The sequence below is a fragment of the Cohnella sp. OV330 genome (assembly GCF_900112065.1).
GTDB lineage: Bacteria > Bacillota > Bacilli > Paenibacillales > Paenibacillaceae > Cohnella.
Genome location: NZ_FOKE01000012.1, coordinates 233,866 through 256,192 on the forward strand (window position 1 = coordinate 233,866; position 22,327 = coordinate 256,192).

General features: G+C 59.8%; 19 protein-coding genes and 1 tRNA gene. 3 read left to right on the top strand and 17 right to left on the bottom strand.

The genetic code is table 11. The features are described from left to right. Positions 1–24: 24 nt before the first annotated feature. The 10 genes from BM235_RS25520 to BM235_RS25565 all read right to left on the bottom strand — a co-directional run bounded on the left by BM235_RS25520 (position 25) and on the right by BM235_RS25565 (position 13,839). On the bottom strand, positions 25–957 hold the full coding sequence (locus BM235_RS25520) for an ABC transporter permease (protein ID WP_090117063.1): 933 nt from the start codon (positions 955–957) through the stop codon (positions 25–27). 101 nt (positions 958–1,058) lie between these two features. Beyond that, positions 1,059–2,531 (bottom strand): ABC transporter substrate-binding protein, encoded by a 1,473-nt coding sequence (locus BM235_RS25525; RefSeq protein ID WP_090117064.1) that lies wholly within the window; start codon positions 2,529–2,531, stop codon positions 1,059–1,061. Between the two features lie 160 nt (positions 2,532–2,691). Then, complete coding sequence (locus BM235_RS25530; RefSeq protein ID WP_090117065.1) at positions 2,692–4,227, bottom strand: response regulator transcription factor; 1,536 nt, start codon at positions 4,225–4,227, stop codon at positions 2,692–2,694. A gap of 48 nt (positions 4,228–4,275) precedes the next feature. Further along, on the bottom strand, positions 4,276–6,078 hold the full coding sequence (locus BM235_RS25535; RefSeq protein WP_090117066.1) for a sensor histidine kinase: 1,803 nt from the start codon (positions 6,076–6,078) through the stop codon (positions 4,276–4,278). 145 nt (positions 6,079–6,223) lie between these two features. Beyond that, positions 6,224–7,516 carry a phosphopyruvate hydratase gene (eno, locus tag BM235_RS25540; RefSeq protein WP_090117067.1) on the bottom strand — a complete coding sequence of 431 codons (1,293 nt, stop codon included), beginning with the start codon at positions 7,514–7,516 and terminating at the stop codon, positions 6,224–6,226. Between the two features lie 567 nt (positions 7,517–8,083). Beyond that, the gene (gpmI, locus tag BM235_RS25545; protein ID WP_090117068.1) at positions 8,084–9,631 is read right to left on the bottom strand and encodes a 2,3-bisphosphoglycerate-independent phosphoglycerate mutase; all 1,548 of its coding nucleotides are present in this window, start codon (positions 9,629–9,631) and stop codon (positions 8,084–8,086) included. Position 9,632: 1 nt separating this feature from the next. After that, the gene (gene tpiA / locus BM235_RS25550) at positions 9,633–10,388 is read right to left on the bottom strand and encodes a triose-phosphate isomerase (RefSeq protein WP_090117069.1); all 756 of its coding nucleotides are present in this window, start codon (positions 10,386–10,388) and stop codon (positions 9,633–9,635) included. A 10-nt stretch (positions 10,389–10,398) separates the two neighbouring features. Further along, entirely contained in the window at positions 10,399–11,580 is a 1,182-nt protein-coding gene (gene pgk / locus BM235_RS25555) for a phosphoglycerate kinase (RefSeq protein ID WP_090117070.1), read from the bottom strand. A gap of 100 nt (positions 11,581–11,680) precedes the next feature. Continuing rightward, positions 11,681–12,688: a type I glyceraldehyde-3-phosphate dehydrogenase gene (gap, locus tag BM235_RS25560; RefSeq protein WP_090117071.1), complete on the bottom strand. Its 1,008-nt coding sequence runs from the start codon at positions 12,686–12,688 to the stop codon at positions 11,681–11,683. Between the two features lie 122 nt (positions 12,689–12,810). Then, the gene (locus BM235_RS25565) at positions 12,811–13,839 is read right to left on the bottom strand and encodes a sugar-binding transcriptional regulator (protein WP_090117072.1); all 1,029 of its coding nucleotides are present in this window, start codon (positions 13,837–13,839) and stop codon (positions 12,811–12,813) included. Positions 13,840–14,136: 297 nt separating this feature from the next. Between BM235_RS25565 and BM235_RS25570 the strand changes: the two genes are divergently transcribed. Together BM235_RS25570 and clpP are read left to right on the top strand one after the other, a co-directional pair. Then, positions 14,137–14,211: transfer RNA gene (locus BM235_RS25570), tRNA-Arg, on the top strand. A gap of 213 nt (positions 14,212–14,424) precedes the next feature. Continuing rightward, positions 14,425–15,006 (top strand): ATP-dependent Clp endopeptidase proteolytic subunit ClpP, encoded by a 582-nt coding sequence (gene clpP, locus BM235_RS25575; protein ID WP_090117073.1) that lies wholly within the window; start codon positions 14,425–14,427, stop codon positions 15,004–15,006. Positions 15,007–15,409: 403 nt separating this feature from the next. Here the strand turns inward: clpP and BM235_RS25580 are convergent, their stop codons facing one another. Continuing rightward, entirely contained in the window at positions 15,410–16,534 is a 1,125-nt protein-coding gene (locus BM235_RS25580; RefSeq protein ID WP_090117074.1) for a cache domain-containing protein, read from the bottom strand. 397 nt (positions 16,535–16,931) lie between these two features. On the opposite strand from BM235_RS25580, the gene BM235_RS32735 reads away from it, so the two are divergent. Next, a complete protein-coding gene (locus BM235_RS32735; protein WP_255374595.1) occupies positions 16,932–17,198 on the top strand; it encodes a sporulation histidine kinase inhibitor Sda in 267 nt (88 codons plus the stop codon). A gap of 60 nt (positions 17,199–17,258) precedes the next feature. Here the strand turns inward: BM235_RS32735 and BM235_RS25590 are convergent, their stop codons facing one another. The 6 genes from BM235_RS25590 to rapZ all read right to left on the bottom strand — a co-directional run bounded on the left by BM235_RS25590 (position 17,259) and on the right by rapZ (position 22,261). Continuing rightward, the gene (locus BM235_RS25590) at positions 17,259–18,020 is read right to left on the bottom strand and encodes a MerR family transcriptional regulator (RefSeq protein ID WP_090117076.1); all 762 of its coding nucleotides are present in this window, start codon (positions 18,018–18,020) and stop codon (positions 17,259–17,261) included. Positions 18,021–18,171: 151 nt separating this feature from the next. Then, positions 18,172–18,942, bottom strand: a complete 771-nt coding sequence (locus BM235_RS25595) for an SIMPL domain-containing protein (protein WP_158544081.1) — start codon at positions 18,940–18,942, stop codon at positions 18,172–18,174. Between the two features lie 125 nt (positions 18,943–19,067). After that, on the bottom strand, positions 19,068–19,337 hold the full coding sequence (locus tag BM235_RS25600) for an HPr family phosphocarrier protein (protein ID WP_090117078.1): 270 nt from the start codon (positions 19,335–19,337) through the stop codon (positions 19,068–19,070). 102 nt (positions 19,338–19,439) lie between these two features. Beyond that, positions 19,440–20,375 (bottom strand): DNA-binding protein WhiA, encoded by a 936-nt coding sequence (gene whiA / locus BM235_RS25605; RefSeq protein ID WP_090117079.1) that lies wholly within the window; start codon positions 20,373–20,375, stop codon positions 19,440–19,442. Positions 20,376–20,382: 7 nt separating this feature from the next. After that, positions 20,383–21,369, bottom strand: a complete 987-nt coding sequence (gene yvcK / locus BM235_RS25610; protein WP_090117080.1) for a gluconeogenesis factor YvcK family protein — start codon at positions 21,367–21,369, stop codon at positions 20,383–20,385. Beyond that, complete coding sequence (gene rapZ, locus BM235_RS25615) at positions 21,362–22,261, bottom strand: RNase adapter RapZ (protein WP_255374596.1); 900 nt, start codon at positions 22,259–22,261, stop codon at positions 21,362–21,364. The genes yvcK and rapZ overlap by 8 nt, the downstream gene beginning before the upstream one ends. Between the last annotated feature and the right edge of the window lie 66 nt (positions 22,262–22,327).

Genomic DNA, 22,327 nt, shown 5'->3' on the forward strand with positions numbered 1-22,327 from the left:
ATGCCCTCCTTTCGATTCAGGAATTTAGAACAGCGCGCTGTCCTTGTCGACCTTGCGCACGACATAGTTGGACACCATGACGAGCACGAAGCCGACGACGGATTGATATAGGCCCGCGGCCGTGCTCATACCGATCTCGCCGGTCGTCTTGAGGCCCCGGTATACGTACGTGTCGATAACGTTCGTCACGGAGTAGAGCGTGCCCGAGTCGCGCGGCACCTGATAGAAGAGGCCGAAGTCGGCGTAGAAGATCTTGCCCACGGCGAGCAGCGTCATGATGATGATGATCGGCTTGAGCATCGGCAGCGTGATGTTGCGCACTTGCTGCATCTTGCTGGCGCCGTCGATCATCGCGGCTTCGTACAGCGAACGGTCGATGCCGAGGATGGAGGCCAGATAGACGACGCTGCTGTAGCCGATCGATTTCCACAAATAGACCAACACCAGAATATAAGGCCAGACCTTCGGATCGTTGTACCATTGCATGCGGTCCATGCCGAAGTATTCGAGCGTATGGTTCAGCAGGCCGCGGTCCATGCTCAGGAAGCTGAACGCGAAGTAACCGACGATGACCCACGACAGGAAGTACGGGAGGAACATGCCGGTCTGATACAGCTTGGCCAGCTTCTTGTTCGCCAGCTCCGACAGCAGAATGGCCAGGGCGACGGCGAATACGAGGCCGAGAACGATAAACGCGATATTGTAAAGCAGCGTGTTGCGAGTGATCGACCACGCGGCGTCCGTGCTGAAGAGAAACTTGAAATTGGCCCATCCGACGTTTTTGCTGTGGACGAGGCTGTACCAGAAGCCATGGCGGCTGAAGCGGTATTGCTTGAATGCGGCGATCGTGCCCACCAGGGGCAGGTAGGAAAAGAAAAGGAACCAGATGGCGCCCGGGAGCACCATGAGCAGCATAACCTTGTTGCGGTTGAACGAGCGGAAAAAGGATCCGACCATGTTCGCCAATCCCTCCTATGGTCTTTTGTGAATACGACAAAAAATAACGAAAGATCGGGCGAATTGCTCACCCGCCCGATCTCGCGATTTTCATCCGATTATTAAGCTTTGTTGGCTGCGACCCAAGCGTCCAGCTGGGTTTGCGCTTCGGCGATGATCTTGTCGAGGCCGGCCGACTTGAACTGTTCGATCGCCTTCGGCAGATATGTCGCCGGGTCGACCGTGCCGGTCATCAGGGACGCCCAGAATTGCTCCTTGACGTTCTGGATGGCCGTCATTTCGGTGGATACCTTCGTGCTGTCGAAGTTGAAGCCCAGGATCGGGGAAGGCTTGCCTTCCGCGTTGAACTTCTTGAATTGATCCCACTTGTCGTCCGGATCGTTCTCGTTCAGGTAGAGCAGCATGTTGTTGCCCAGCGAGTACGAAGGCATGTTGTAGTTCTGGGAAGCGTCGAGGTTCTTCATGTGCTTGTCGTCGATCTTCTCGTAGTGCGTGCCTTCGATGCCGGAGTCGACCATGTTGCGGAGGACCGGATCGGTATTGAGCAGGTTCAAGAATTCCATCGCCTTGTCCGGGTGCTCGGAGTTGGCCGAGATCGCCATGATCGAGCCTTGTACCGACGTGTTCGTGATCACGGCGTCGCTGGCAGGCGTCGAAGTGATCGGATAGCCGTTGGAAGCCGACCAGGAGGTCTCTGCAAGCGGCTGGGTTTGCGCGCGGTCGAGCAGCCATTTGCCGGAAGTCATCAGGTCTTGCGTCGAGCCGGTCGTCGCGGCTTCAGGCGCGACGTAGCCCGCTTGGTAGTATTTGTGCATCGTGTTCAGCGCTTGCTTCATCTCGTCCGTCTCGAGGATATCGACGACCTTCAGGTCCGTACCGTCGAGCTTGACGGCCATCGGCATGTTCGTCACGAGATAGTCGTAAGGCACGTACGGCACGTAGTTCTTGTCCATCGCGAACGGCGTGATCGACGGATCCTGCGCCTTGATCGTCTTCAGCAGCGGCTCGAGGCTGTCCAGCGTGCGGACGCCGGTCGTGTCCAGCTTGTACTTGTCCACGAGGTTCTGGTTGAAGCGCCATACTTCGAGCTGCGGGAGCTCCTTGTTCGCCGGGATGCCGTAGTTGTGGCCGTCAACCTTGGATCCGCTCAGGAAGCCCGGATCGATCGTGTCCTTGATGCCTTGGCCGTACTTGTCCAGCAGCTCGTCGAGCTCGAGGAACGCGCCCTTACGCGCGTTCTGCACGTAGTCGAAGCCGCCTGCCGAGGTGAACATGATGTCCATCGGTTCGCCCGAAGCGACCAGTACCTGCATCTTCTGCGTATAGTCGCCCCAGTCGATCATTTTCATTTTGATGGTGGCGTTGATTTTCTCTTGGGTGTACTTGCTGACTTCCGCCATGACGGTGTCGACGTCCTTCTGCGGCGTGCCGATCGTGTACCAGATCAGCTCGACAGGCTTGTCCGAAGCGCTATCCGATTTGGCGTCGTTGCCGCCGCAAGCGCTTAGCGCGAGCGACAGCGCGGTTACGGTAGCCGCGGCCGTCAGGCCGGTTTTTTTAGTCATTTTACTCATGTTTCTTGTGCCCTCCCTTATTTCTGATTCCCTCAGCAACAATTCAACTTTAATTCATGAAAGCAGTTTCAAATAGAAGACAAACCTAATAAATCATGTTCAAAATAAAGAAAGGACTGCGCAACCGGCAGTCCGTAGGCTCCTATAGGCTCATCCCGCGTCAATGCAGGCCTTTGAACTCGGTCGGGGAGATGCCGACGTATTTCTTGAATTGCTTGTAAAAGTATCCCGTCTCCCAATAGCCCGCCTGGCGCGCGATGTCGTGCACCTTCAGCGCGGAGGACTTCAGCAGCCTTTTGGCCTGCTCGATCCGGTATTTGTTGATATACTCCGTGAAGCTCTCGCCCGTCTCCTTCTGGAACAGCTGCCCCAGGTATACCGGATGAATGTGATACCGCGCGCCAAGCTGTTTCAAGGACAGCTCGTCCGCGTAGTGACGGTGGATCTCCTCGAGCACCTGCAGCACGACCGGACTGCGGCTGTCCTTCACCAGCGAATCGACGCAGCGCTCCGCGACGGACCGCAGCGCTTTGGCGAGCTCCGTATAATCGGAAGCCGCGTTCGCCTGGGCGAAGCCCTGCGAGAACATCTCCGTCTCGTCCGAATGCTTGATCGCCTTGAGCTCCATCTTGAAGCGGACGATGAGCTCCACCGCCACTTCGTGCAGATAGGACGGCGTGACGCCTTCCCGGCGCCTTAACCGCTCGAGATCGGCTTCGACGGCCGCCGCCAGGCCTTCCTTGTCTCTGGCGACGAGCAGCTTGCGGCAAGCCTCCCAATCGATCGGGAACTCGGACGGCTCCGCTTCCTTGAACGGCTCCGTCACCGCATAGTCTATCCACTCGCGCTCCGGATAGATCATGAAATATTCCTGCGCCTTCTTCGCCTCGCTATAGCTGGACGCGATCTCCGTCCGGAGCGGATGCACGCCGCCGAGCGATAGTCTCGCCGTTTCGCCCGGGCTGCCTTGTTCGAGCAGCGGGAGGACCCGGCGAGCCAGCTCCAGCTTGCCCGCCTCCTCATCGGAAGGGAGGCCGGCCAAGATGACGATGTCTCCGTCCATGTCGCGGAAAGGGTATACGGAGGCGCTCCCCTCGAAGGCGCGGGCGACGCGCTCGAACGTGTCTTCCTGCGCATCGGAGCCGGCGGACGGAAGCCTCAGCAGGGCGATGACGCCGTAGGGATCCGTCAACGAGATATTCAGCAGGCCGGCACGCTCGTTGAACTCGGCCTCCGAGATCCGGCCGCCGATCCACCGGTACAGCGTGTTGTCCTTCATGATCTGAACGTCGTACGGCGACAGCAGCGCGTCCGCATGGACGCTGTTCAGCTTCTCGACGGCGTTGTTCAGCGTATCGTGCAGCTCCTTGACGTTGATCGGCTTAAGCAGGTAGTTCTCGATGCCGAGGCGCATGCCTTCCTTCAAATAATCGAATTCGTTGAAGCCGCTCAGGATGATCGCCTTCAGGTCGGGGCGGCTCTCGCGGGCGGCGCGGATCAGGTCCAGGCCGTTCATGCGGGGCATCGAGATGTCGGTGATCAGCAGGTCGACGGGCGTCTGCCCGATGCGGCGGAGCGCTTGCTCTCCGTTCTCTGCGCTGCCGACGACTTCGAGACCGAAGGCCGGCCAGTCGATCGAGTCGATGAGGCCTTCGATGATGAACGGTTCGTCGTCCACGATAAATACCTTATACATTTTCGCAACGTCCTCCTTCGGTCCCTCGGTCCTTCGGTTTTTAACCGCTTATTCGGCCAGCGGAATCCCGATCGTGACCCGTGTTCCCTTGCCGGGCTCGCTCTCGATCTCGATGCCGTGCTCCGGCCCGTACATGAGCTTCAGCCGCTCATGCACGCTCCGCAGCCCGAACGAACCCTCGCGCTGCTCCGGATAATCAAGATCGGCCCGGATCTGCCGAAGACGCTCCGGGTCGATCGGCGCGCCGTTGTTAACCACCCGGATCTGCAACATGCCGTCCTCCGCAGCGACCTCGATGGCGATCCGGTTGTCGGTACGGTCGTTTTCCATGCCGTGAACGATATAATTTTCGACCACGGGCTGCAGCAGCATCTTCGGGATCGCGACCGAAGCGTACGCAAGCGAGCAGTCGATCGAATAAGAGATCCGGTCCTTGTACCGGATGCGGAAAAGCTCGAGGTACAGCCGGCATGTCTCCAGCTCCTCGCCGAGCGTGCAGTCCGGGCCCGCCCGCACCGAGTTGCGGAACAGCGCGGCCAAGCTGTAAATCATCTCGCCGACATCGCTCGCTCCTTGGGACATCGCCCGCATCCGGATCACTTCCAGCGTGTTGTACAGGAAGTGCGGATTGACCCGCGCCTGAAGCGCCGCCAGCTCGGTCTGCTTCAGCCTGATCTCCGATTTATATTCCCGGTCGATCGTCCGGTTCAGCTCCTCCACCATCTCGTTGAAGCTCTGGGAGATCTGCCCGAGCTCGTCCTCCCGGGCATCCTGCAGGCGAACGCTCAGATCGCCGCCTTCGACCTTCTTCATGAAGCGCACGATCTTGTTGGTCCGCTTCGCGATGTTGACGATGAGCAGGGACGGGATCAGGACCGCAAACGCGATGCAGACGGCGCCGATGAGCACGATCGCCCGTTTCAGCCCGGCGTAAGCCTGCGCGATCTCCGCCTTCGGCGCGATGCCCACGACCGTATAGCCCGCCGCGTTCTGCGTCAGCCGCGAGATATAGGCCGGCTCTCCCGTATTGCCGGTGTCCTGGGAGCCGTTGATCTGGTCCATATAAGGATAGGCTTGCCCGTAGTACTTGCCGGAAGAGTCGAACATGACGCTGCCGCCTTGGGTCAGGACGAGGATCGTGCCTTTGAGAGGCGAAGAAACGCGCAGCAGCGCCTGGCGAACCATCTCGGAATCGAAATACACCATGAGCTGACCGACGTTTTTGAGCGTGCTTTTGTCGTTGATCTGGCTCCGCATCGCGTATAGCCGCGTATCCCATTGTCCGATCGCCTTCCGGATCCACACGTTCGGCGTCGAAGCATTGGGGCCCTCCAGCGACATGATGTCCGGAATGAAGGAGCGGGCGGCGTTCGTTTGATACAGCTTCGGGTTTCCGGCGTATTTGTAAACGTACATGAGCTGCTGGTCGGCGCTGTACAGAATCAGGTTGCGGATGTCGGAGTCGGTGCCGAGCTTGTTCCCGAAGTATTCGAGCGCATTGGCCGCGCTGGCGCTGCCGTTGGCGTAATTTTCGCCCAGCGTATATTGAATGTATTCTTGATAAGAATGCCGCAGCAGATAAGACACGTTATCCGCCAGCAGGTTGTTCCGGTAAATGTCCTGCACGACGTTCTGGACCCAATCGTACTTGGCTTCCATGTACAAATTGACGCGGTCCATCGCCTCGCGCTGGTCGTTCAGCTGGCTTCGCACGATGGAGGCCGAGCTGAAGTGGAACAAAAAATAAGAAAACGCTATGATCGTCAGATTGACGATGACGGTAAATACGAGAATGACTTTCACGAACAGATTGTTCTGAAAATAGTTCCGGTACACCTTTTTGATTCTCACTTCGAAAGCTCCCCCGCAGTCTGGATGAACGGCTTTCATTATAGCACGAAATAAAACAATCCCCGAAGGCGCTGCCGTAAAGGCAGCGTTCCCCGGGGATCGTCAGGTCATGCTATTCGCGCAGCCGCGGCGGGCCGTGCAGGGCTTACTTGAAGTTCTTCAGGTTGTAGAACGCCTTCTTGCCCGCGTAGACGGCGGAGCCTGCCAGGCGGTCTTCGATGCGAAGCAGTTGGTTGTACTTCGCGACGCGGTCCGTACGGGACGGCGCGCCCGTCTTGATCTGGCCGGCGTTGGTCGCGACCGCGATGTCTGCGATCGTGCTGTCTTCGGACTCGCCGGAGCGGTGGGAGATGACGGCCGTGTAGCCGGCGGTCTTCGCCATTTCGATCGCTTCGAACGTCTCGGTCAGGGAGCCGATTTGGTTGACCTTGACGAGGATCGAGTTGCCGATGCCTTGCTCGATGCCCTTCGACAGACGCTCGGTGTTGGTGACGAACAGGTCGTCGCCGACGAGCTGGATCTTGTCGCCGAGCTTCTCGGTCAGCAGCTTCCAGCCTTCCCAGTCGTCTTCGGAGCAGCCGTCTTCGATCGTGATCAGCGGGTACTTGTCAACCCAGCTTGCGAGCAGGTCGACGAACTCGGCGGACGTGTAAGACTTGCCTTCGCCCTCGAGGTGATACTTGCCGTCCTTGTAGAACTCGGTGGAAGCGACGTCCATGCCCAGGAACACGTCGACGCCCGGCTTGTAGCCGGCTTTTTCGATGGCTTCGATGATCGTGGACAGCGCTTCTTCGTTGGAGCCGAAGTTCGGCGCGAAGCCGCCTTCGTCGCCGACAGCCGTGTTCAGGCCCTTCGACTTGAGTACGCTCTTCAGCGAGTGGAAGATCTCGGCGCCCGTGCGGAGCGCTTCTTTAAACGTAGGCGCGCCGACCGGCAGTACCATGAACTCTTGCACGTCGACGTTGTTGTCGGCGTGCGCGCCGCCGTTGACGATGTTCATCATCGGCACGGGCAGCGTCTTGGAGTTGAAGCCGCCGAGGTAAGCGTAGATCGGCAGGTCCAGCGCGTCTGCGGCAGCGCGCGCGACGGCGATGGAGACGGCCAGGATCGCGTTGGCGCCCAGCTTCGCCTTGTTCGGCGTGCCGTCGAGCTCGATCATCTTGCGGTCGATCGCGACTTGGTCGAGCGCGTCGTAGCCGATGATCTCGGGCGCGATGATGGAGTTGACGTTGTCGACGGCCTTCTCGACACCCTTGCCGAGGTAGCGGTCCTTGTCGCCGTCGCGAAGCTCAACGGCTTCGTAAGCGCCGGTGGATGCGCCGGACGGTACGATGGCGCTGCCGAACGCGCCGGATTCCAGGCGGACTTCTACTTCAACCGTCGGGTTGCCGCGGGAGTCCAGTACTTCGCGTGCATAGACGTCAGAGATAATCGTCATTTTGAGTGAACACTCCTTAGGATTGTTTTAGTGGTAGATTGTTACGTTGCAGGCTTGAGTTCGGCTGCAAGCAAAGGCGTCATTGCGATGCGGATGCGCTGCAGCTTCGTTGCGATGCGGATGCGCTGCAGCTTCGTTGCGATGCGGATGCGCTGCAGCGTCGTTGCGAAGCGAATACACGGCGATTCGTCACTGCGCGCGCCTCCAGCGGGTTAGCTGCGAATGTGCAGCTATTTTCGCCCAGTGAAGCCGATGCAAGCCGATTAGCTGCAAAAATGCAGCTAATTCCGCCTGCGCGAGCCGTTTACTCCGATTTGGAGCGAAATAACTGCTTATTTGCAGTTATTTGCATCCCCACGCTGCGGCTAGCGACGAATAACTGCTAAAATGCAGCTATTTTTCGCTTGCATTGCGCTGTCGGTATCCGAAACGATCGCCGCCGCAAACGAAACTCCGTCCTCAAGCTTCGCCGCGAGAGGCCTGAATTCCTGCCGCCGTCCGGACACGATTCGATGACCGGGCGACGGCGGCCGGCGAAGGCGGCGAACCCGCCGCCTCCTTCAAGAGTTACTCGCCGAGCGGCGCGAGCAGCGTGCGTCCGGTCATCTCGGCCGGCTGCGGCAGCTCGAGCAGCGACAGCAGCGTCGGCGCCACGTCGGCCAGCATGCCGCCGTCGCGCACCGTCACGCCGTGCTTCGTCACGATGCACGGGACCGGGTTGGTCGTGTGCGCCGTGAACGGGCGGCCCGCATCGTCGATGACCATGTCGGCGTTGCCGTGGTCCGCGATGATGACGGCGACGCCGCCCTTGGCGAGGATGGCGTCGACGACGCGGCCGAGGCACGCGTCCGTCGCTTCGACGGCTTTGATCGTCGGCTCCAGCATGCCGGAGTGGCCGACCATGTCCGGGTTCGCGAAGTTCAGGATGATCGCGTCATGCTTCTCCGACTCGATCTCCTTCACCGCCGCGTCCGCGACCTCGTAGGCGCTCATCTCCGGCTGAAGGTCGTACGTGGCGACCTTCGGCGAGTTGATCAGCACCCGCGTCTCGCCCGGCAGCTGCAGATCGCGTCCGCCGCTGAAGAAGAACGTGACGTGCGGGTACTTCTCGGTCTCGGCGATGCGCAGCTGCGTCTTGCCCTGCTGCACGAGCACCTCGCCCAGCGTGTTGTCGAGCTCTTTGGGCTTGTACGCGACGAACCCGCCGACCGTCTCGCTGAACAGCGTCAGGCAGACGAAGTACAGGCCGACCGGACGTCCATCGCCGCGCTCGAAGCCGCGAAAGTCGTCGTTCGTGAATACGTTGGACAGCTGGATCGCGCGGTCCGGACGGAAGTTGAAGAACACGACCGCGTCTTCGGACTCGACCAGACCGACGGGCTTGCCGTCGGCGCCGACGATGACGGTCGGCAGCACGAACTCGTCGTAGACCGACGCTTCGTACGAAGCCTTGACCGCCTGGATCGGATCGACGGCCGTCGGGCCGTCGCCGTACACCATCGCGCGGTAAGACTTCTCGACGCGATCCCACCGCTTGTCGCGGTCCATCGCGTAGTAGCGCCCTTGCACGGTGGCGATCTTGCCGATGCCGAGCTCTTCGATCTTCGCCTGCAGCTGGGTCAGGTAGCCGACCGCGCTGTCCGGCGCTACGTCGCGGCCGTCGAGGAACGCATGAATATATACGTCGTTCAGGCCTTCGCGCTTCGCCAGTTCAAGCAGCGCGAACAGGTGCGCGATATGGCTATGAACGCCGCCGTCCGACACAAGGCCGTACAGATGCAGCTTTTTGCCGTTCGTCTTGGCATGGTTCACGGCGCCGAGCAGCGTCTCGTTCGCGAAAAAGTCGCCTTCGCGAATGGACTTGGTAATCCGGGTCAGGTCCTGATACACGATGCGTCCCGCGCCGATGTTCAGGTGTCCGACTTCGGAGTTGCCCATCTGGCCTTCGGGGAGGCCGACGGCCTCGCCTTGGGCGGTTAATTGCGTATGCGGGTAGGTCGCCCACAGACGGTCGAAAATCGGCTTTTTCGCTTGAGCGACGGCGTTGCCGTGCGTCTCCTCGCGAAGGCCGAAGCCGTCCAGAATGATGAGCGCGACCGGCTTGGGTGCGGCCATCTTACTTCGCCCCCTCGACCAGGGCGATGAAGGAAGCCGGCTCCAGGCTGGCGCCGCCGACGAGCGCGCCGTCGATATCGGATTCGCCCATGTACTCGGCGACATTGTTCGGCTTCACGCTGCCGCCGTATTGGATGCGTACCTTCGCGGCGACTTCTGCGCCGAAAAGGCCTTCGACGACGCCGCGGATCGCCTTGATCGCGTCGTTCGCGTCCGTCGCCGTCGACGACTTGCCCGTGCCGATCGCCCAGATCGGCTCGTAAGCGATGACGACTTCAGCCGCTTGCTCGGCAGTAAGGCCGGCCAGCGCTGCCGTCGTCTGTACGCGGTTGACTTCGTCGGTCTTGCCGGCTTCGCGCTCTTCGAGCTTCTCGCCGACGCATACGATCGGAGTCAAGCCGTGCTTGAACGCCGCGTGCGTCTTCTTGTTCACGGTCTCGTCGGTCTCGGCGAAGTACTGCCGGCGTTCGGAGTGGCCGATGATGACGTAATCGACGCCCAAATCCTTCAGGAAGACGCCGCTGATCTCGCCCGTGAAGGCGCCGTTGTCTTCGAAGTGCATGTTTTGCGCGCCGACCTTGATCGACGTGCCCTTGACCGCTTCGACGAGCGCCGGCAGCGCCGTGAACGGCGCGCAGACGACGGTCTCGACGCCAGCGACTTCAGCCTTGCCCTTTACTTCGGACACGAAGCCGATAGCTTCGGAGACGGTCTTGAACATTTTCCAGTTGCCTGCGATGATCGGAGTTCTGCTCATGGGTTCACCCTCACTTGTCGTTAAGGGCTACGACACCCGGAAGCGCCTTGCCCTCCATGAATTCGAGCGACGCGCCGCCGCCGGTGGAGATATGGTCCATCTTGTCGGCCAGCTTGAACTTCTCAGCCGCGGCAGCGGAGTCGCCGCCGCCGATGACGGTGTATGCGGACGTGTCGGCGCAAGCTTGCGCGACCGCGCGGGTGCCCTTCGAGAAGCCTTCGACTTCGAAGACGCCCATCGGCCCGTTCCACACGACCAGCTTGGAGTTCTTGATGACGTCCGCGTAGATCTCGCGGGTCTTCGGACCGATGTCGACGCCTTCCCAGTCGGGACGGATGCCGTCGATACCGACGATCTCGACGTTCTTGTCGGACTTGAAGTCGTCGGAGATGACGAGGTCGACCGGCAGGTACAGCTTCTTGCCGAGCTTCTTCGCCTTTTCGACGAATTCCTTGACCTTCTCAAGCTTGGACTCGTCGAGCAGCGATTGGCCGATCTCGTAGCCTTGGGACTTGAAGAAGGTGTAGGAGATGCCGCCGCCGATGATGATGTTGTCGGCGATCTCGATCATCTTGTCGATGACGTCGATCTTGTCCTTGACCTTGGAGCCGCCGACGATCGCCGTGAACGGGCGGTCCGGATCGTTAAGCGCCTTGCCCAGCACGTCGAGTTCCTTCTCCATCAGGAGACCGGAAACGGCCGGCAGATGGTGCGCGATGCCCTCGGTGGAAGCGTGCGCGCGGTGAGCGGCGCCGAACGCGTCGTTGACGAACAGATCGGCCAGCGCCGCGAATTGCTTCGCGAGCTCGGGATCGTTCTTCTCTTCGCCCGGGTAGAAACGGACGTTTTCAAGCAGCAGCACGTCGCCGTTTTGCAGCGCATCGACTTTAGCTTGAACTGCGGCGCCTACGGCTTCGTCGGCCTTGGCGACCGGCTTGCCGAGCAGCTCGGACAGGCGTGCCGCGACCGGCGTCAGGCGCAACTCTTCGACGACTTCGCCCTTCGGACGGCCAAAGTGGCTCGCCAGGATAACCTTTGCGCCGTTTTCGATCAGGTACTTGATCGTAGGCAGCGTTTCGCGGATGCGCGTGTCGTCGGTGATCGCGCCGTTTTCGACGGGGACGTTGAAGTCGACGCGGACGAATACTTTGAGTCCGGATACGTTCACGTCGCGGACACTCTTCTTGTTCATAAGGCAGACTCTCCCTCCAGTTTTCAATAAAGCCCGTACGGACGGAAAGAGGAGCGCCAGGTCTCCTCTTTGCCGTTTTCATGCATCTATGAAGTGACTCTTACAGACCTTTGGAAGCGACGAACGCAGCCAGGTCCACGACGCGGTTGGAGTAGCCCCACTCGTTGTCGTACCAGGAAACGACCTTGACCATGTTGCCTTCGACGACCATCGTGGACAGCGCGTCGATCGTGGAGGAAGCCGGGTCGCCGTTGTAGTCGCTCGATACGAGCGGCTCGTCGGAGTAGTTCAGAATGCCCTTCAGCGGGCCTTCTGCAGCAGCCTTCAGCGCAGCGTTGACTTCGTCGACCGTAACGTTGCCCTTAACTTCGGCGACAAGGTCGGTGACGGAAACGTTAGGCGTAGGTACGCGGAACGACATGCCGTTCAGCTTGCCCTTCAGTTCAGGCAGTACCAGCGATACGGCCTTTGCAGCGCCCGTCGTGGACGGGATGATGTTTTCTGCAGCGGCGCGGGCGCGGCGCAGATCCTTGTGCGGCAGGTCGAGTACGCTTTGGTCGTTCGTATAGGAGTGGATCGTCGTCATCATGCCCTTGACGATGCCGAATTGGTCGTTGATAACCTTAGCGAAAGGCGCCAGGCAGTTCGTGGTGCAAGAAGCGTTGGAGAGAATCGTGTGAGCGGACGGATCGTACTTGTCTTCGTTGACGCCCATAACGATCGTGATGTCTTCGTTCGTAGCCGGAGCGGAGATGATGACCTTCTTCGCGCCGCCCTTCAGGTGAAGCTCGGCCTTTTCCTTCGCCGTGAAGATACCCGTGGATTCAACGACGATCTCGGCGCCTACGGAAGCCCAAGGCAGGTTGCCCGGATCGCGCTCCGCGAATACCTTGATGGTCTTGCCGTTTACGATCAGCGCGCCTTCGCCCGCTTCGACCGTCGCGTTCAGCTTGCCGTGCGTCGTGTCGTATTTGAGCAGGTGCTTCAGCGTGTTAACGTCCGTCAGGTCGTTGATGGCGACCACTTCTACCTCAGGGTTGTTGAGCGAAGCGCGGAATACGTTGCGACCGATGCGACCGAAGCCGTTGATACCGATTTTGACCGTCATTGATAGTTCCTCCTTGGGTTTTGAAAATAAGATTTGATCTATGTCAGGCGCACGGAGCGCCGAGACCACTTGTTCTGGCGGACCGGGAGCTGCGTCCCGGTCCTTGGGTGCCGGCGTCAGCGTCAGACGCCGGCATGCTTCAGCGCTTCTTCGGCGGCCGCCTCGTCGGTGACGAGCATGTCGTCGTGTCCGAAGCGCATGACCGCGGCGATCGCCTCGCCCTTGCTGCGGCCGCCGGCGATCCCGATGACCGACTCGGCCGCCTCGATGTCCTCGAGGCGGAGCCCGGCGGTCGCCATGCGGTGCACGACGGCGCCCTCCCGGTCGAAGTAGTAGCCGAACGCCTCCGCGAGCGCGCCGTCGCGCAGAATCTCCTGCACGGTGCCCGCGTCGAGCTTGCGCCGGCGGGCCATGGCGCTAGCGTCCCCGATGCCGTGGACCACGATACGCGCGCTGCGGATCATGTCCACGACCTCCCGCACGTTCGGCTCCTGCATGATCGTCTGGTAGGCGTCCTCGCTCAGGTGATCCGGCACGTGGAGCATGCGGTACCGCGCGCCCGTCCGCTTGGCGAGCTCCGAAGCGATCGTGTTGGCCTGGTAGTCCACGCTCTCGCCGAGACCGCCGCGCGCCGGCACGAACCAGTTGTCGCGCAGCGGCGAGGGCACCGAAAACTGCGAGGCCATGCGCGCCATCGTCGTGCCGCCCATGACGGCGACGACGTCGCCGGGGCCGATGACGCGGCGCAGCACCTTGCTCCCCGCGCGGCCAAGCTCGCGCTTGGCTTCTTCGGAGACGTCGGAGTCGCCGGGGACGACGACCGCCTGCTTCAGGCCGAACCGCTTGCGAAGCGCCGCCTCCAGGTCGGACAGGCCGAACAGCTCCCGGACCATCGGCTCCATCTCTTCCAGCAGGCGGCGCCCCCGGTCGGTCAGGCTGACGCCCGTCGTTCCCGCCTCGATGAGGCCTTGCGAACGCAGCAGGTCGAGCTCGGCGCGCAGCGTCCGCTCCGTCAGCTCCAGGCTGGCCGCCAGCGTCCGTCTGCCGCCCGTGCCCGTGACCCCGATGCGGCGCAGAATGTCGTAACGCTTCTGCAGCACCTGCATGATGTCGGGCACGAGCTTTTTCTGCATTTCAAGAATGTTCCGCATCCTCTACCGTCTCTCCCTTAAATGCCGAATAAATATGGCCGGAATGCGACGGGGAATCACGGTATGGGACCGATTACGTCCCACTGTGACATTTTAAGTCCCACTTCCTGTTTTCATTCTATCGGATTCGCCGGCGCGTTGCAAGCCCAATATCGGCCGCGGACGATACGCGCAAGCACCGCGAGACTATATAGACATGGAAAGACCCTGTACCCTTTGTACCCCTTTCGAATCCTTTTCAAAGCCCTTGCTTTTCCCTACCCTATCGCCTATAATGAGTCTTGCTGTTATCGACATGCGCCCGTGGTCCAACGGATATGACGCAGGCCTCCGGAGCCTGAGATTGGGGTTCGATTCCCTACGGGCGCGCCATATTCGCTTCAATAGGCAGTTTTGCCGAAACTTATGATGCAGCAGACGCGTCCGTACCATACGGACGCTTTTTATTTGACCTATGTTTGACTTTCTTTGACATTGGGTTCATGATCTATTAGAATGGATTCACGGTCGACCCGCGCCTTTCCGGGAGACGTCGGAGCCAGGACCGCCACACCACTTTTCACAACCCCGAGGAGGGATCACGCAATGAGCTTTGTCCCTATGGTCGTCGAACAGACTAATCGAGGAGAGCGGGCATACGACATCTATTCCCGTCTGCTCAAGGACCGCATCATCTTCCTGGGCACCCAGGTCAACGATGTGGTCGCCAACTCCATCATCGCGCAGATGCTTTTCCTCGCGGCCGAAGATCCGGAGAAAGACATCCACTTATACATCAACAGCCCAGGCGGATCCATCACCGCCGGCATGGCGATCTTCGATACGATGCAGTACATCAAGCCGGACGTCTCCACGATTTGCGTCGGCATGGCCGCTTCCATGGGCGCGTTCCTGCTCGCCGCAGGCGCCAAGGGCAAGCGCTTCGCGCTGCCGAACGCCGAAGTGATGATCCACCAGCCGCTCGGCGGCGCCGAAGGACAAGCCAGCGATATCGAGATTCGCGCCCGCCGCATCCTGAAGCTTCGCGACAAGCTGAACCGCATCCTCTCGGAGCGCACGGGCCAGCCGCTCGAGCGCATCGAGAAGGACACCGACCGCGACAACTTCATGGAAGCCGAGACGGCAAGAGAGTACGGCCTCGTCGACAAGGTTATCGAGAAGGTTTAACAGGAACTTGCATAGCGCGTTCCATCGGCAATAAGCCCCCAAGAACTGCCGCATCAAGGCGGTTCTTGGGGGCTTTTGCTTTGGACGGACGACCTTCCGCCGCAAGAAAAACGGTCAGAGAAGCTCGGCCTGTCGGCCCCTTCGGCTGCACACTCCGCCTCATCCGTTCCTGTAACCGCGCTTTTCTCGCTTACAGCACGCTCCGGCACCCTAGTCGCTCCAGTAACGTTGCTTTCCTCGCTTGCAGCGGCGGCTTTCTCCTGTAACCGTACTTATCTCGCTTACAGCACGCTCTGGCACCCTATCCGATCCTGCAACGTTGTTTTCCTCGCCTGCAGCGGCGGTTTCTTCCGATTTAAACTTTCAGATATGTTCAAAAAAAAGCACTGACCCGCACACAGGGTCAGCACCGCTTCAGCATGAGGAAGTCGTTCAATTGCTTCCGCTGGTACTCCAACTCGTTGTTCAGCCGCTTCTCGCTGAGGAGGATGTGCCTGACCTTTTCGCCGATCTCTTCGAATTCATCCTTAGCTTCGGCGGGCTTGCCGCGTCCGGGAGCGACGATGACCTGGTCGTACAGGCGCCTTACCGGTACGTAAATGCTTCTGGTTCCCGGGAGGGAAAGCGCGACGCCCGCCGTCGCCACCAGCAGGCAGACCGCGAGGGTGAACCATTTGATGGCCGCCGCTTCCTTCGTCATCTCCCGGACGGAGATGAAGGAGGCGTACGTCCAGCCTCCGTTGTAGTCCGATTTGGTAAAAATAATATTGTAGCTCTCGCCGTTCACGCGCACGGGTATCAACCCTTGCTGGAGCCCGGTATCTTCGATCTTCTGGGCATAGCGGGCCAAATCCGGCAGCTGCTCGTCTGCCAGCGGCAGTTGGTCATGGATCATGTGGAAATCCCGGTCGTAAATGAACGGCATCCCCATCTCCTGCCGGGGAGCCAGATATCGGCTGATGTCGGCATACGGAATGTTTAGGATGACGACGGCGGAAGGATCCAAGGATACCGCGGGCAGCGGCTTGACGTAGCTGATCGACTGCTCGCCGACGGTCCAATACGCGCCCTGCTTTAGTTGGACGGCATCCCGCCAATCCCGCTCCTCCGGATCGTATTTGACGAACCCGAAGGTCGTGGACAGGCTCCAGGCATAGCGCAATTGCACGAACTTCACTTCTCCCGTGCCGCTGTCATGGAGCTTGATCCGGCCCATTCCTTCACGCAGGTCATTGATGAGTTGGACGTTGTCGCTGCGATTCAGGGCCGACACGTCGTTGTTCAGCGCTCTGGACAGCGTGGAGCTGGACGCGAGCTGCGTCAGGGCATTATCTGCCGTCACCAGGATTTGTTCCACCTGCTGTCTGGTGAGCATCAGCAGCTGCAGCGCGCTGCCGTTCACCTTTTCCTGAATCGTATCGGACGACTTGAAATAGGAAAAGCCGCCGACCGCCGCAACGGGAAGCGTAATCAGACATACGGCGAACAGGATCAGCTTGTGGTAATAGCGTAAGCGTAACGGCCTCATCTTAAGTCCACTCCCCGGTGTTCCGCCCGCAGGGGGCCGCCCCAGCTTAGTCAATAGAAGAAGGTTCAGTCAATAATCACGAGCGGCTATTCGGCTGTGCATGCGTTTCCTTCGTTTCGCAATGCACTCTTTATAGCGTAAGGCGCCAATTGTCTGAATTTCCGGCTGAAGTTGAACGATAATTGGGTAAGCAAGAGTAGGGCTCATTCCCGCCCCTATCGAATAGGTTTTATTAACACAGATCGATAATTTCGTCAAGAGAAATTTAACAACTCGAGTGCCCCCTCTTCGGACTCGCGTGAGCATGTTATTCTATAATCACTAGTCGTGCCATTTCCCTCCATATATTGCTATGGAATAGGAGGAATTGGACAGCAAGCCGGAAAGGAGATTTTTGATGAACCAATCTTATCACTCCTTGCACTTGGTGCCGCGTCATATGCCTGAAAACCCGATTCCGCCGTCTCACTCCTTTAACGATGATTCAAGCCATATGATCGCACGCACGCTTAAGGATAAAGCCTCGCTGCTCCGCCCGCTGAAGGACGAGCATCTGCTCGAAGTTTATCGCGAAGCGAAGAAAATGAATTTGTCCAACGAATTCATCGAGCTGTTAGAGGATGCCATCGAGCTGCGCAACCTTGAGCATCGCCTTAAAGCTTAATGCAATCATCGCAAAAAGCCTCCTCCACCGTCGATTTTCCGACGATAGAGGAGGCTTTTTTCATGACGCTCGACGACTGGCTTCGGCATACGATTCCGCGGCGAAGCAGAGATAATAAGATAGACCGGTCTGCATCGACTCCAGCATGCCCCGGTGGAAGACGTCGCCCAGGAAAAAACGCGACTGTCCCGCAAAGTCGTCCGGGCTGGCAGGCTGACCCTCTGCCGCGCGCGCCGCCAGGTGACGTTCAATCCGGGCATGCGCTTCCTCGTCGTCATGCGCTCGACCCTCGCGAAGCGCCCGCGCCATCTCATCCATAAATCGCGCAGCCTCTGCCGCCTGGCGATTCATCCGCACGGGGTCGATCGCATCCGCCCCGGGCAGCTCGAAGTCGTACGTTTCCTTCAGATGCCTGCTCTGTTCCGCCAACGCGGCTTCCCACGCTTCCGCCGTACCGAATCCGCTGAACAATGCCGCTGCCGGCAGAGAAGCGCCCTCCCGCTCCGAGTCGATCGAAGCCTCCAGCGTGACGGACAAACGTTCCATGCGCCGCTGCTTTTCTCGAATAAGCTCGCGCTGACTCTCCAAGATGCGCAGACGGTCCTGCGCCCCATCCAGCAAACGCTTGATTTCCCCCAACGGGAATTCCAGCTCCCGATAGAACAGAATCTCTTGCAGCCGTTCGATCTCCTTCTGGCCGTATAGCCTGTACCCGGCTTCGCTCACCTCGAGCGGCACGAGCAGTCCGATCTTGTGATAGTGATGCAGCGTCTTAATCGTCACTTTCGACAGATCCGACATTTCCTTGACCGTGTATCTCATACGGACACCTCCTATGGGATATTCCGATCGTAAGGCCTCCTCCAAGGGGAGAGTCAATCCCCCGTCACGTCATCGCCCGTCTTCTCTCGATCGCAAAAAAAAGCCGCCCTCCGACCGGAGAGCGGCTCGATCCGCGTAGCGCGGACGCTTATTACTTCAGCTGGTACTGCACCGTCACGCTCGTCGTGATCTCGATCTGCCCGCTTTGCACGGAGGACGAAGCGCCGGCATCGGATGCAGCGGCCGACTTCACGATGCCGAAGTTCGGCGTGACGATCGGCACGTTCGCCGCGCTGCCCTGCACGATGTTGATGACCGGACCCAACGTGCGGCTGGCCGACGTCGCGAGCACCGAAGCTTTGGCGCCGGCGTTGGTCATCGCCTTCTTCAGCGCCTCAAGCTCGTATTGGTCCTGCTTCTCCGTACCGAACTGCACGCCGTCCACCCGGTTCGCGCCTGCCGCGGAGACCGCGTCCAGAAGCTTGCCGATGCCCGCGAGATCGCGGTACGCGACGCGCACCGAATGGGTCGCGAGGTAGCCCTTCAGCACCTGGCCGTCTTTCTCCGTGTAGTTGTACTCCGGCTGTACGCCGAAGTTCGACGTCTGCACGTCCTTCTTATCGATCTTGTACGTCTCGTACAGCGCCTTCTCGACTGCCGCGAACTTCGCCGCCGAAGCCTGCTGGGCTTCCTGCGCCGTCTTGCCGCGCGCGTCCACGCCGAAGCTCAGATACGCTACGTCCGGTTCCACCTTGATCGTACCTTCGGCACCCACCGTCACCGCGTTCTGGATGCTTGCCGCCTGCACGGCGCCTGTCGTCTCCGCCATCGCTTGATCCGCTCCCAGCTTCGTCGCTCCGAACCATCCCGCCGCTACCATCGTAGCGGCCAGCAATGCGACTTGCACGGTCCTTTTACCCATTATAGACGCCTCCATATTCAGGTTTGTCTACTCAACGGCTATTATAGGCAAAAGGTTGCAGGTCAACCATAAAATAGTCCGAAAAAAGCAAAAAGCCCCCGTCCGGGAGCTCGCGCATCTGCTTGTTATTGGTTCTCCAGCTCTTCCTTGCTGACCAGTTGGACTAAAGCGGTTACAGCTTGCTCTGCGTCCGAACCTTCGGCACTGATGGATACTTCGGTGCCCGAGCTGATCGCCAGACTCATAATACCCATGATGCTCTTCGCGTTCACGCGCTTGTCTTCCTTCTCCACGAACACGTCCGAGGAGAATTTATTGGCTTCTTGCACGAATAAGGCCGCCGGTCTGGCGTGAAGCCCCGTCTTAAGCCGAACAACAACCGGCTGTCTCGTCATGGAACGAATCCCCCTGTCTTTGTTCTCATCCCGGTACACGGGACCCACCGCACATGGTTTGTTATCTATTATAGCATTAGAGCACTTGGTTGTGCCACAGGCTTATAAAGCGCCGCCCCGTATTTTTTCCGCCCACTCGTCGATCTTGCGAAGCCGGTGATTGACGCCGGACTTGCTGACCTGTCCCTTCAGCATGTCCCCGACTTCCTTGAGGTTCATGTCGGGATGCATGAGCCGGATCTCCGCGACCTCTCGCAGCTTGTCGGGCATGTTCTCGAGCCCGACTTCCTTTTGCAGCAGCTTGATGTTGTCGATCTGACGGACGGCGGCTCCGATCGTCTTGTTCAGGTTCGCGGTCTCGCAGTTCACGATCCGGTTGACCGAATTGCGCATGTCCCGCATGATGCGAACGTCCTCGAACTTGAACAGGGCCTGATGCGCGCCGATGATGCTGAGAAACTCGATGATCTTCTCGCCTTCCTTGATGTACAGGATGAAGCCCTTTTTGCGTTCGATGAACCTGGCGTTCAGGTGAAACTTGTTCGCGAGATCCACGAGCGCTTTGCAGTGCTCCTCGTACATGGAGGCGATCTCCAGATGGTAAGACGAACCCTCCGGATTGTTCACGGACCCGCCGGCAAGGAAGGCGCCGCGCAGATAAGCTTTTTTGCAGCAGGGCTTGCGCACCAGATCCTTGTCGATATCCGAATTGAACTGGAATCCGGCGCTCGCGATCTTCAGTTCGCCGAGCAGTTGCTCGACTCCCGCAGGCACGCGAACGATGTAGACGTTGTTTTTCTTGAGCCGCATCTTTTTGCGTACGAGCAGCTCGGTCGGCACGGAGTAGTGCCGCTTCATCAAGGTGTAAATACGCCGGGCGATGGCCGCGTTTTCCGTCGAGATGTCGAGCACGATCCGCTTGTTGGTCAGCGACACCGCGCCGTTCATCCGGATCAGCGCCGACAGCTCGGAGATATCGCAGCAGCCCTCGGACTCCACGAGCGTCAATTCTTTTTTGGTCTGCGCGGCGAACGACACGTCGCCTTCACTCCTTCCTCAGCATCCAGTTCTCCACCAGCTGGTAGATGTGCTCGCTCAGCTTGGCGGCATCATGGCGCAGATAGGTTCGGAACAGCACCAAGCGGTCGGCGATGACTTTATAGCCGCGCCGCTCCACCTCGTCCAAGTCCAGATGGACGGCTGCCGAGCCCTGCTCCGCGTACATGCTGTGCACCTGCGGGGGAATCTCCCCGTTGTTCACGATGACATAATCGAATAAATGATGGCCGATGTGCGCATGGATCGCATCGAGATGGTCGCCTACCGAGTAATTGTCGGTTTCGCCCGGCTGCGTCATGACGTTGCATACGAAAATCTTCACGGCGTCCGAGTTCAAGATCGCCTCCGCCAGCTTGGGCACGAGCAGATTGGGCATGATGCTCGTGTACAGGCTGCCCGGGCCGATCAGAATGGCGTCCGCCTCCGCGATCGCCTCGACGGCCTCCTCGAGCGGCTCGACGTCGGCCGGCTCGATGAACACCCGCCGGATCGCGAGTCCCGACTTCGGAATCTGCGACTCGCCCTCGACGATGCTGCCGTCCTCCATCTCGGCCTTCAAGAGGATCGCCAGGTTAGCGGCCGGGAGCACGCGTCCCCGCACGGCGAGTACCCGGCTCAACTCTCTCACCCCGGCGACGAAGTCGCCCGAGATGTCGGTCATCGCCGCCAATATCAGATTGCCCAAGCTATGACCGGCCAATCCCGCGCCGCCCATGAAGCGGTAGGACAACATGTCGGCCAGGAGCGGCTCGGCATCCGCCAGCGCGGTCAGCACGTTGCGAATATCGCCCGGCGGCGGCATCTGCAGCTCCGAACGCAGAATGCCCGAGCTGCCTCCGTCGTCGGCTACCGTGACGATCGCGGTAATATCGAGCGGTTTTTGCTTCAGCCCCCTCAGCATGACGGACAGTCCCGTGCCGCCGCCGATCACGACGATGCGGGGCTTCCTGGCGCCCTGCCCCGGCTTAGCCATGACGGTCTCTCTCAGCGTCGCGGTGGCTGACGCGGACCGCTTCGGTCTCGCCGGCGCTCAGCATGCGGCCGAGATATTCGGCGAGCGCGACGGAGCGGTGCTTGCCTCCGGTGCAGCCGATCCCGATGACGACCTGGCTCTTGCCTTCCTTGTGGTACAGCGGGATGAGGTACTGCAGCATGTCGAGCAGCTTCGCCAGGAACGTCTGCGTCTCCGGCCACTTCATCACGTAGTCGTAAACTTCGGCGTCCTGCCCCGTCTTGGGACGCAGATTTTCGACATAGTGCGGATTCGGCAAAAAGCGAACGTCGAAAATCAGGTCGGCGTCGATCGGCACGCCGTACTTGAAGCCGAACGACGTGACGTTGACGGCGAGCGAATTCCGCCCCTCCTCGGTGAACCGGGAGATAATCTTGTCTTTAAGCTGGGCAGGCTTGATGCTGCTCGTGTCGATGACCTGCGTCGCCCAGCCCTTCAGATCCTCCAGCAGCTTGCGCTCGGCATGAATGCCTTCGAGCGGCAAGCCTTCGGGCGCGAGCGGATGCCGACGTCGGGTTTCCTTGTAGCGCTGGACGAGCACGGAGTCGGTCGCGTCGAGAAACAGGATCTCGTAATGCAGCGTATAGTGCTCGCGAATATAATTCAGCGACTCGGACAGCGCCGTGAAAAACTCCCGGCCGCGGAGGTCGATGACGAGCGCGACTTTGCCGATGCGGCCTTGGGATTGATCGATCAGCTCGGCAAACTTCGGGATGAGCACCGGCGGCAGATTGTCGACGCAAAAAAAGCCGAGGTCCTCCATGCTCTGCACCGCGATCGTCTTGCCCGCGCCCGACATTCCCGTGATGATGACGAGCGTCGGTCTTGATACCGTCGTGCTCGTAGTTTCCACGTGCATCCCCCCTGCCACATGCGAAGCGCCTGACCGCCGTTGACCGGACAAGCAGGCGCCTCTCAA

Excerpts from the sequence above, each read along its gene's own strand:
- clpP (WP_090117073.1), top strand. The coding sequence starts at position 14,425 with ATGAGCTTTGTCCCTATGGTCGTCGAACAGACTAATCGAGGAGAGCGG.
- BM235_RS25565 (WP_090117072.1), bottom strand. The coding sequence starts at position 13,839 with ATGCGGAACATTCTTGAAATGCAGAAAAAGCTCGTGCCCGACATCATG.
- BM235_RS25590 (WP_090117076.1), bottom strand. The coding sequence starts at position 18,020 with ATGAGATACACGGTCAAGGAAATGTCGGATCTGTCGAAAGTGACGATT.
- BM235_RS25580 (WP_090117074.1), bottom strand. The coding sequence starts at position 16,534 with ATGAGGCCGTTACGCTTACGCTATTACCACAAGCTGATCCTGTTCGCC.
- gap (WP_090117071.1), bottom strand. The coding sequence starts at position 12,688 with ATGACGGTCAAAATCGGTATCAACGGCTTCGGTCGCATCGGTCGCAAC.
- gpmI (WP_090117068.1), bottom strand. The coding sequence starts at position 9,631 with ATGGCCGCACCCAAGCCGGTCGCGCTCATCATTCTGGACGGCTTCGGC.
- BM235_RS25525 (WP_090117064.1), bottom strand. The coding sequence starts at position 2,531 with ATGAGTAAAATGACTAAAAAAACCGGCCTGACGGCCGCGGCTACCGTA.
- eno (WP_090117067.1), bottom strand. The coding sequence starts at position 7,516 with ATGACGATTATCTCTGACGTCTATGCACGCGAAGTACTGGACTCCCGC.
- BM235_RS25520 (WP_090117063.1), bottom strand. The coding sequence starts at position 957 with ATGGTCGGATCCTTTTTCCGCTCGTTCAACCGCAACAAGGTTATGCTG.
- BM235_RS25600 (WP_090117078.1), bottom strand. The coding sequence starts at position 19,337 with ATGACGAGACAGCCGGTTGTTGTTCGGCTTAAGACGGGGCTTCACGCC.
- tpiA (WP_090117069.1), bottom strand. The coding sequence starts at position 10,388 with ATGAGCAGAACTCCGATCATCGCAGGCAACTGGAAAATGTTCAAGACC.
- BM235_RS25530 (WP_090117065.1), bottom strand. The coding sequence starts at position 4,227 with ATGTATAAGGTATTTATCGTGGACGACGAACCGTTCATCATCGAAGGC.
- yvcK (WP_090117080.1), bottom strand. The coding sequence starts at position 21,369 with ATGGCTAAGCCGGGGCAGGGCGCCAGGAAGCCCCGCATCGTCGTGATC.
- pgk (WP_090117070.1), bottom strand. The coding sequence starts at position 11,580 with ATGAACAAGAAGAGTGTCCGCGACGTGAACGTATCCGGACTCAAAGTA.
- BM235_RS32735 (WP_255374595.1), top strand. The coding sequence starts at position 16,932 with ATGAACCAATCTTATCACTCCTTGCACTTGGTGCCGCGTCATATGCCT.
- BM235_RS25595 (WP_158544081.1), bottom strand. The coding sequence starts at position 18,942 with ATGGGTAAAAGGACCGTGCAAGTCGCATTGCTGGCCGCTACGATGGTA.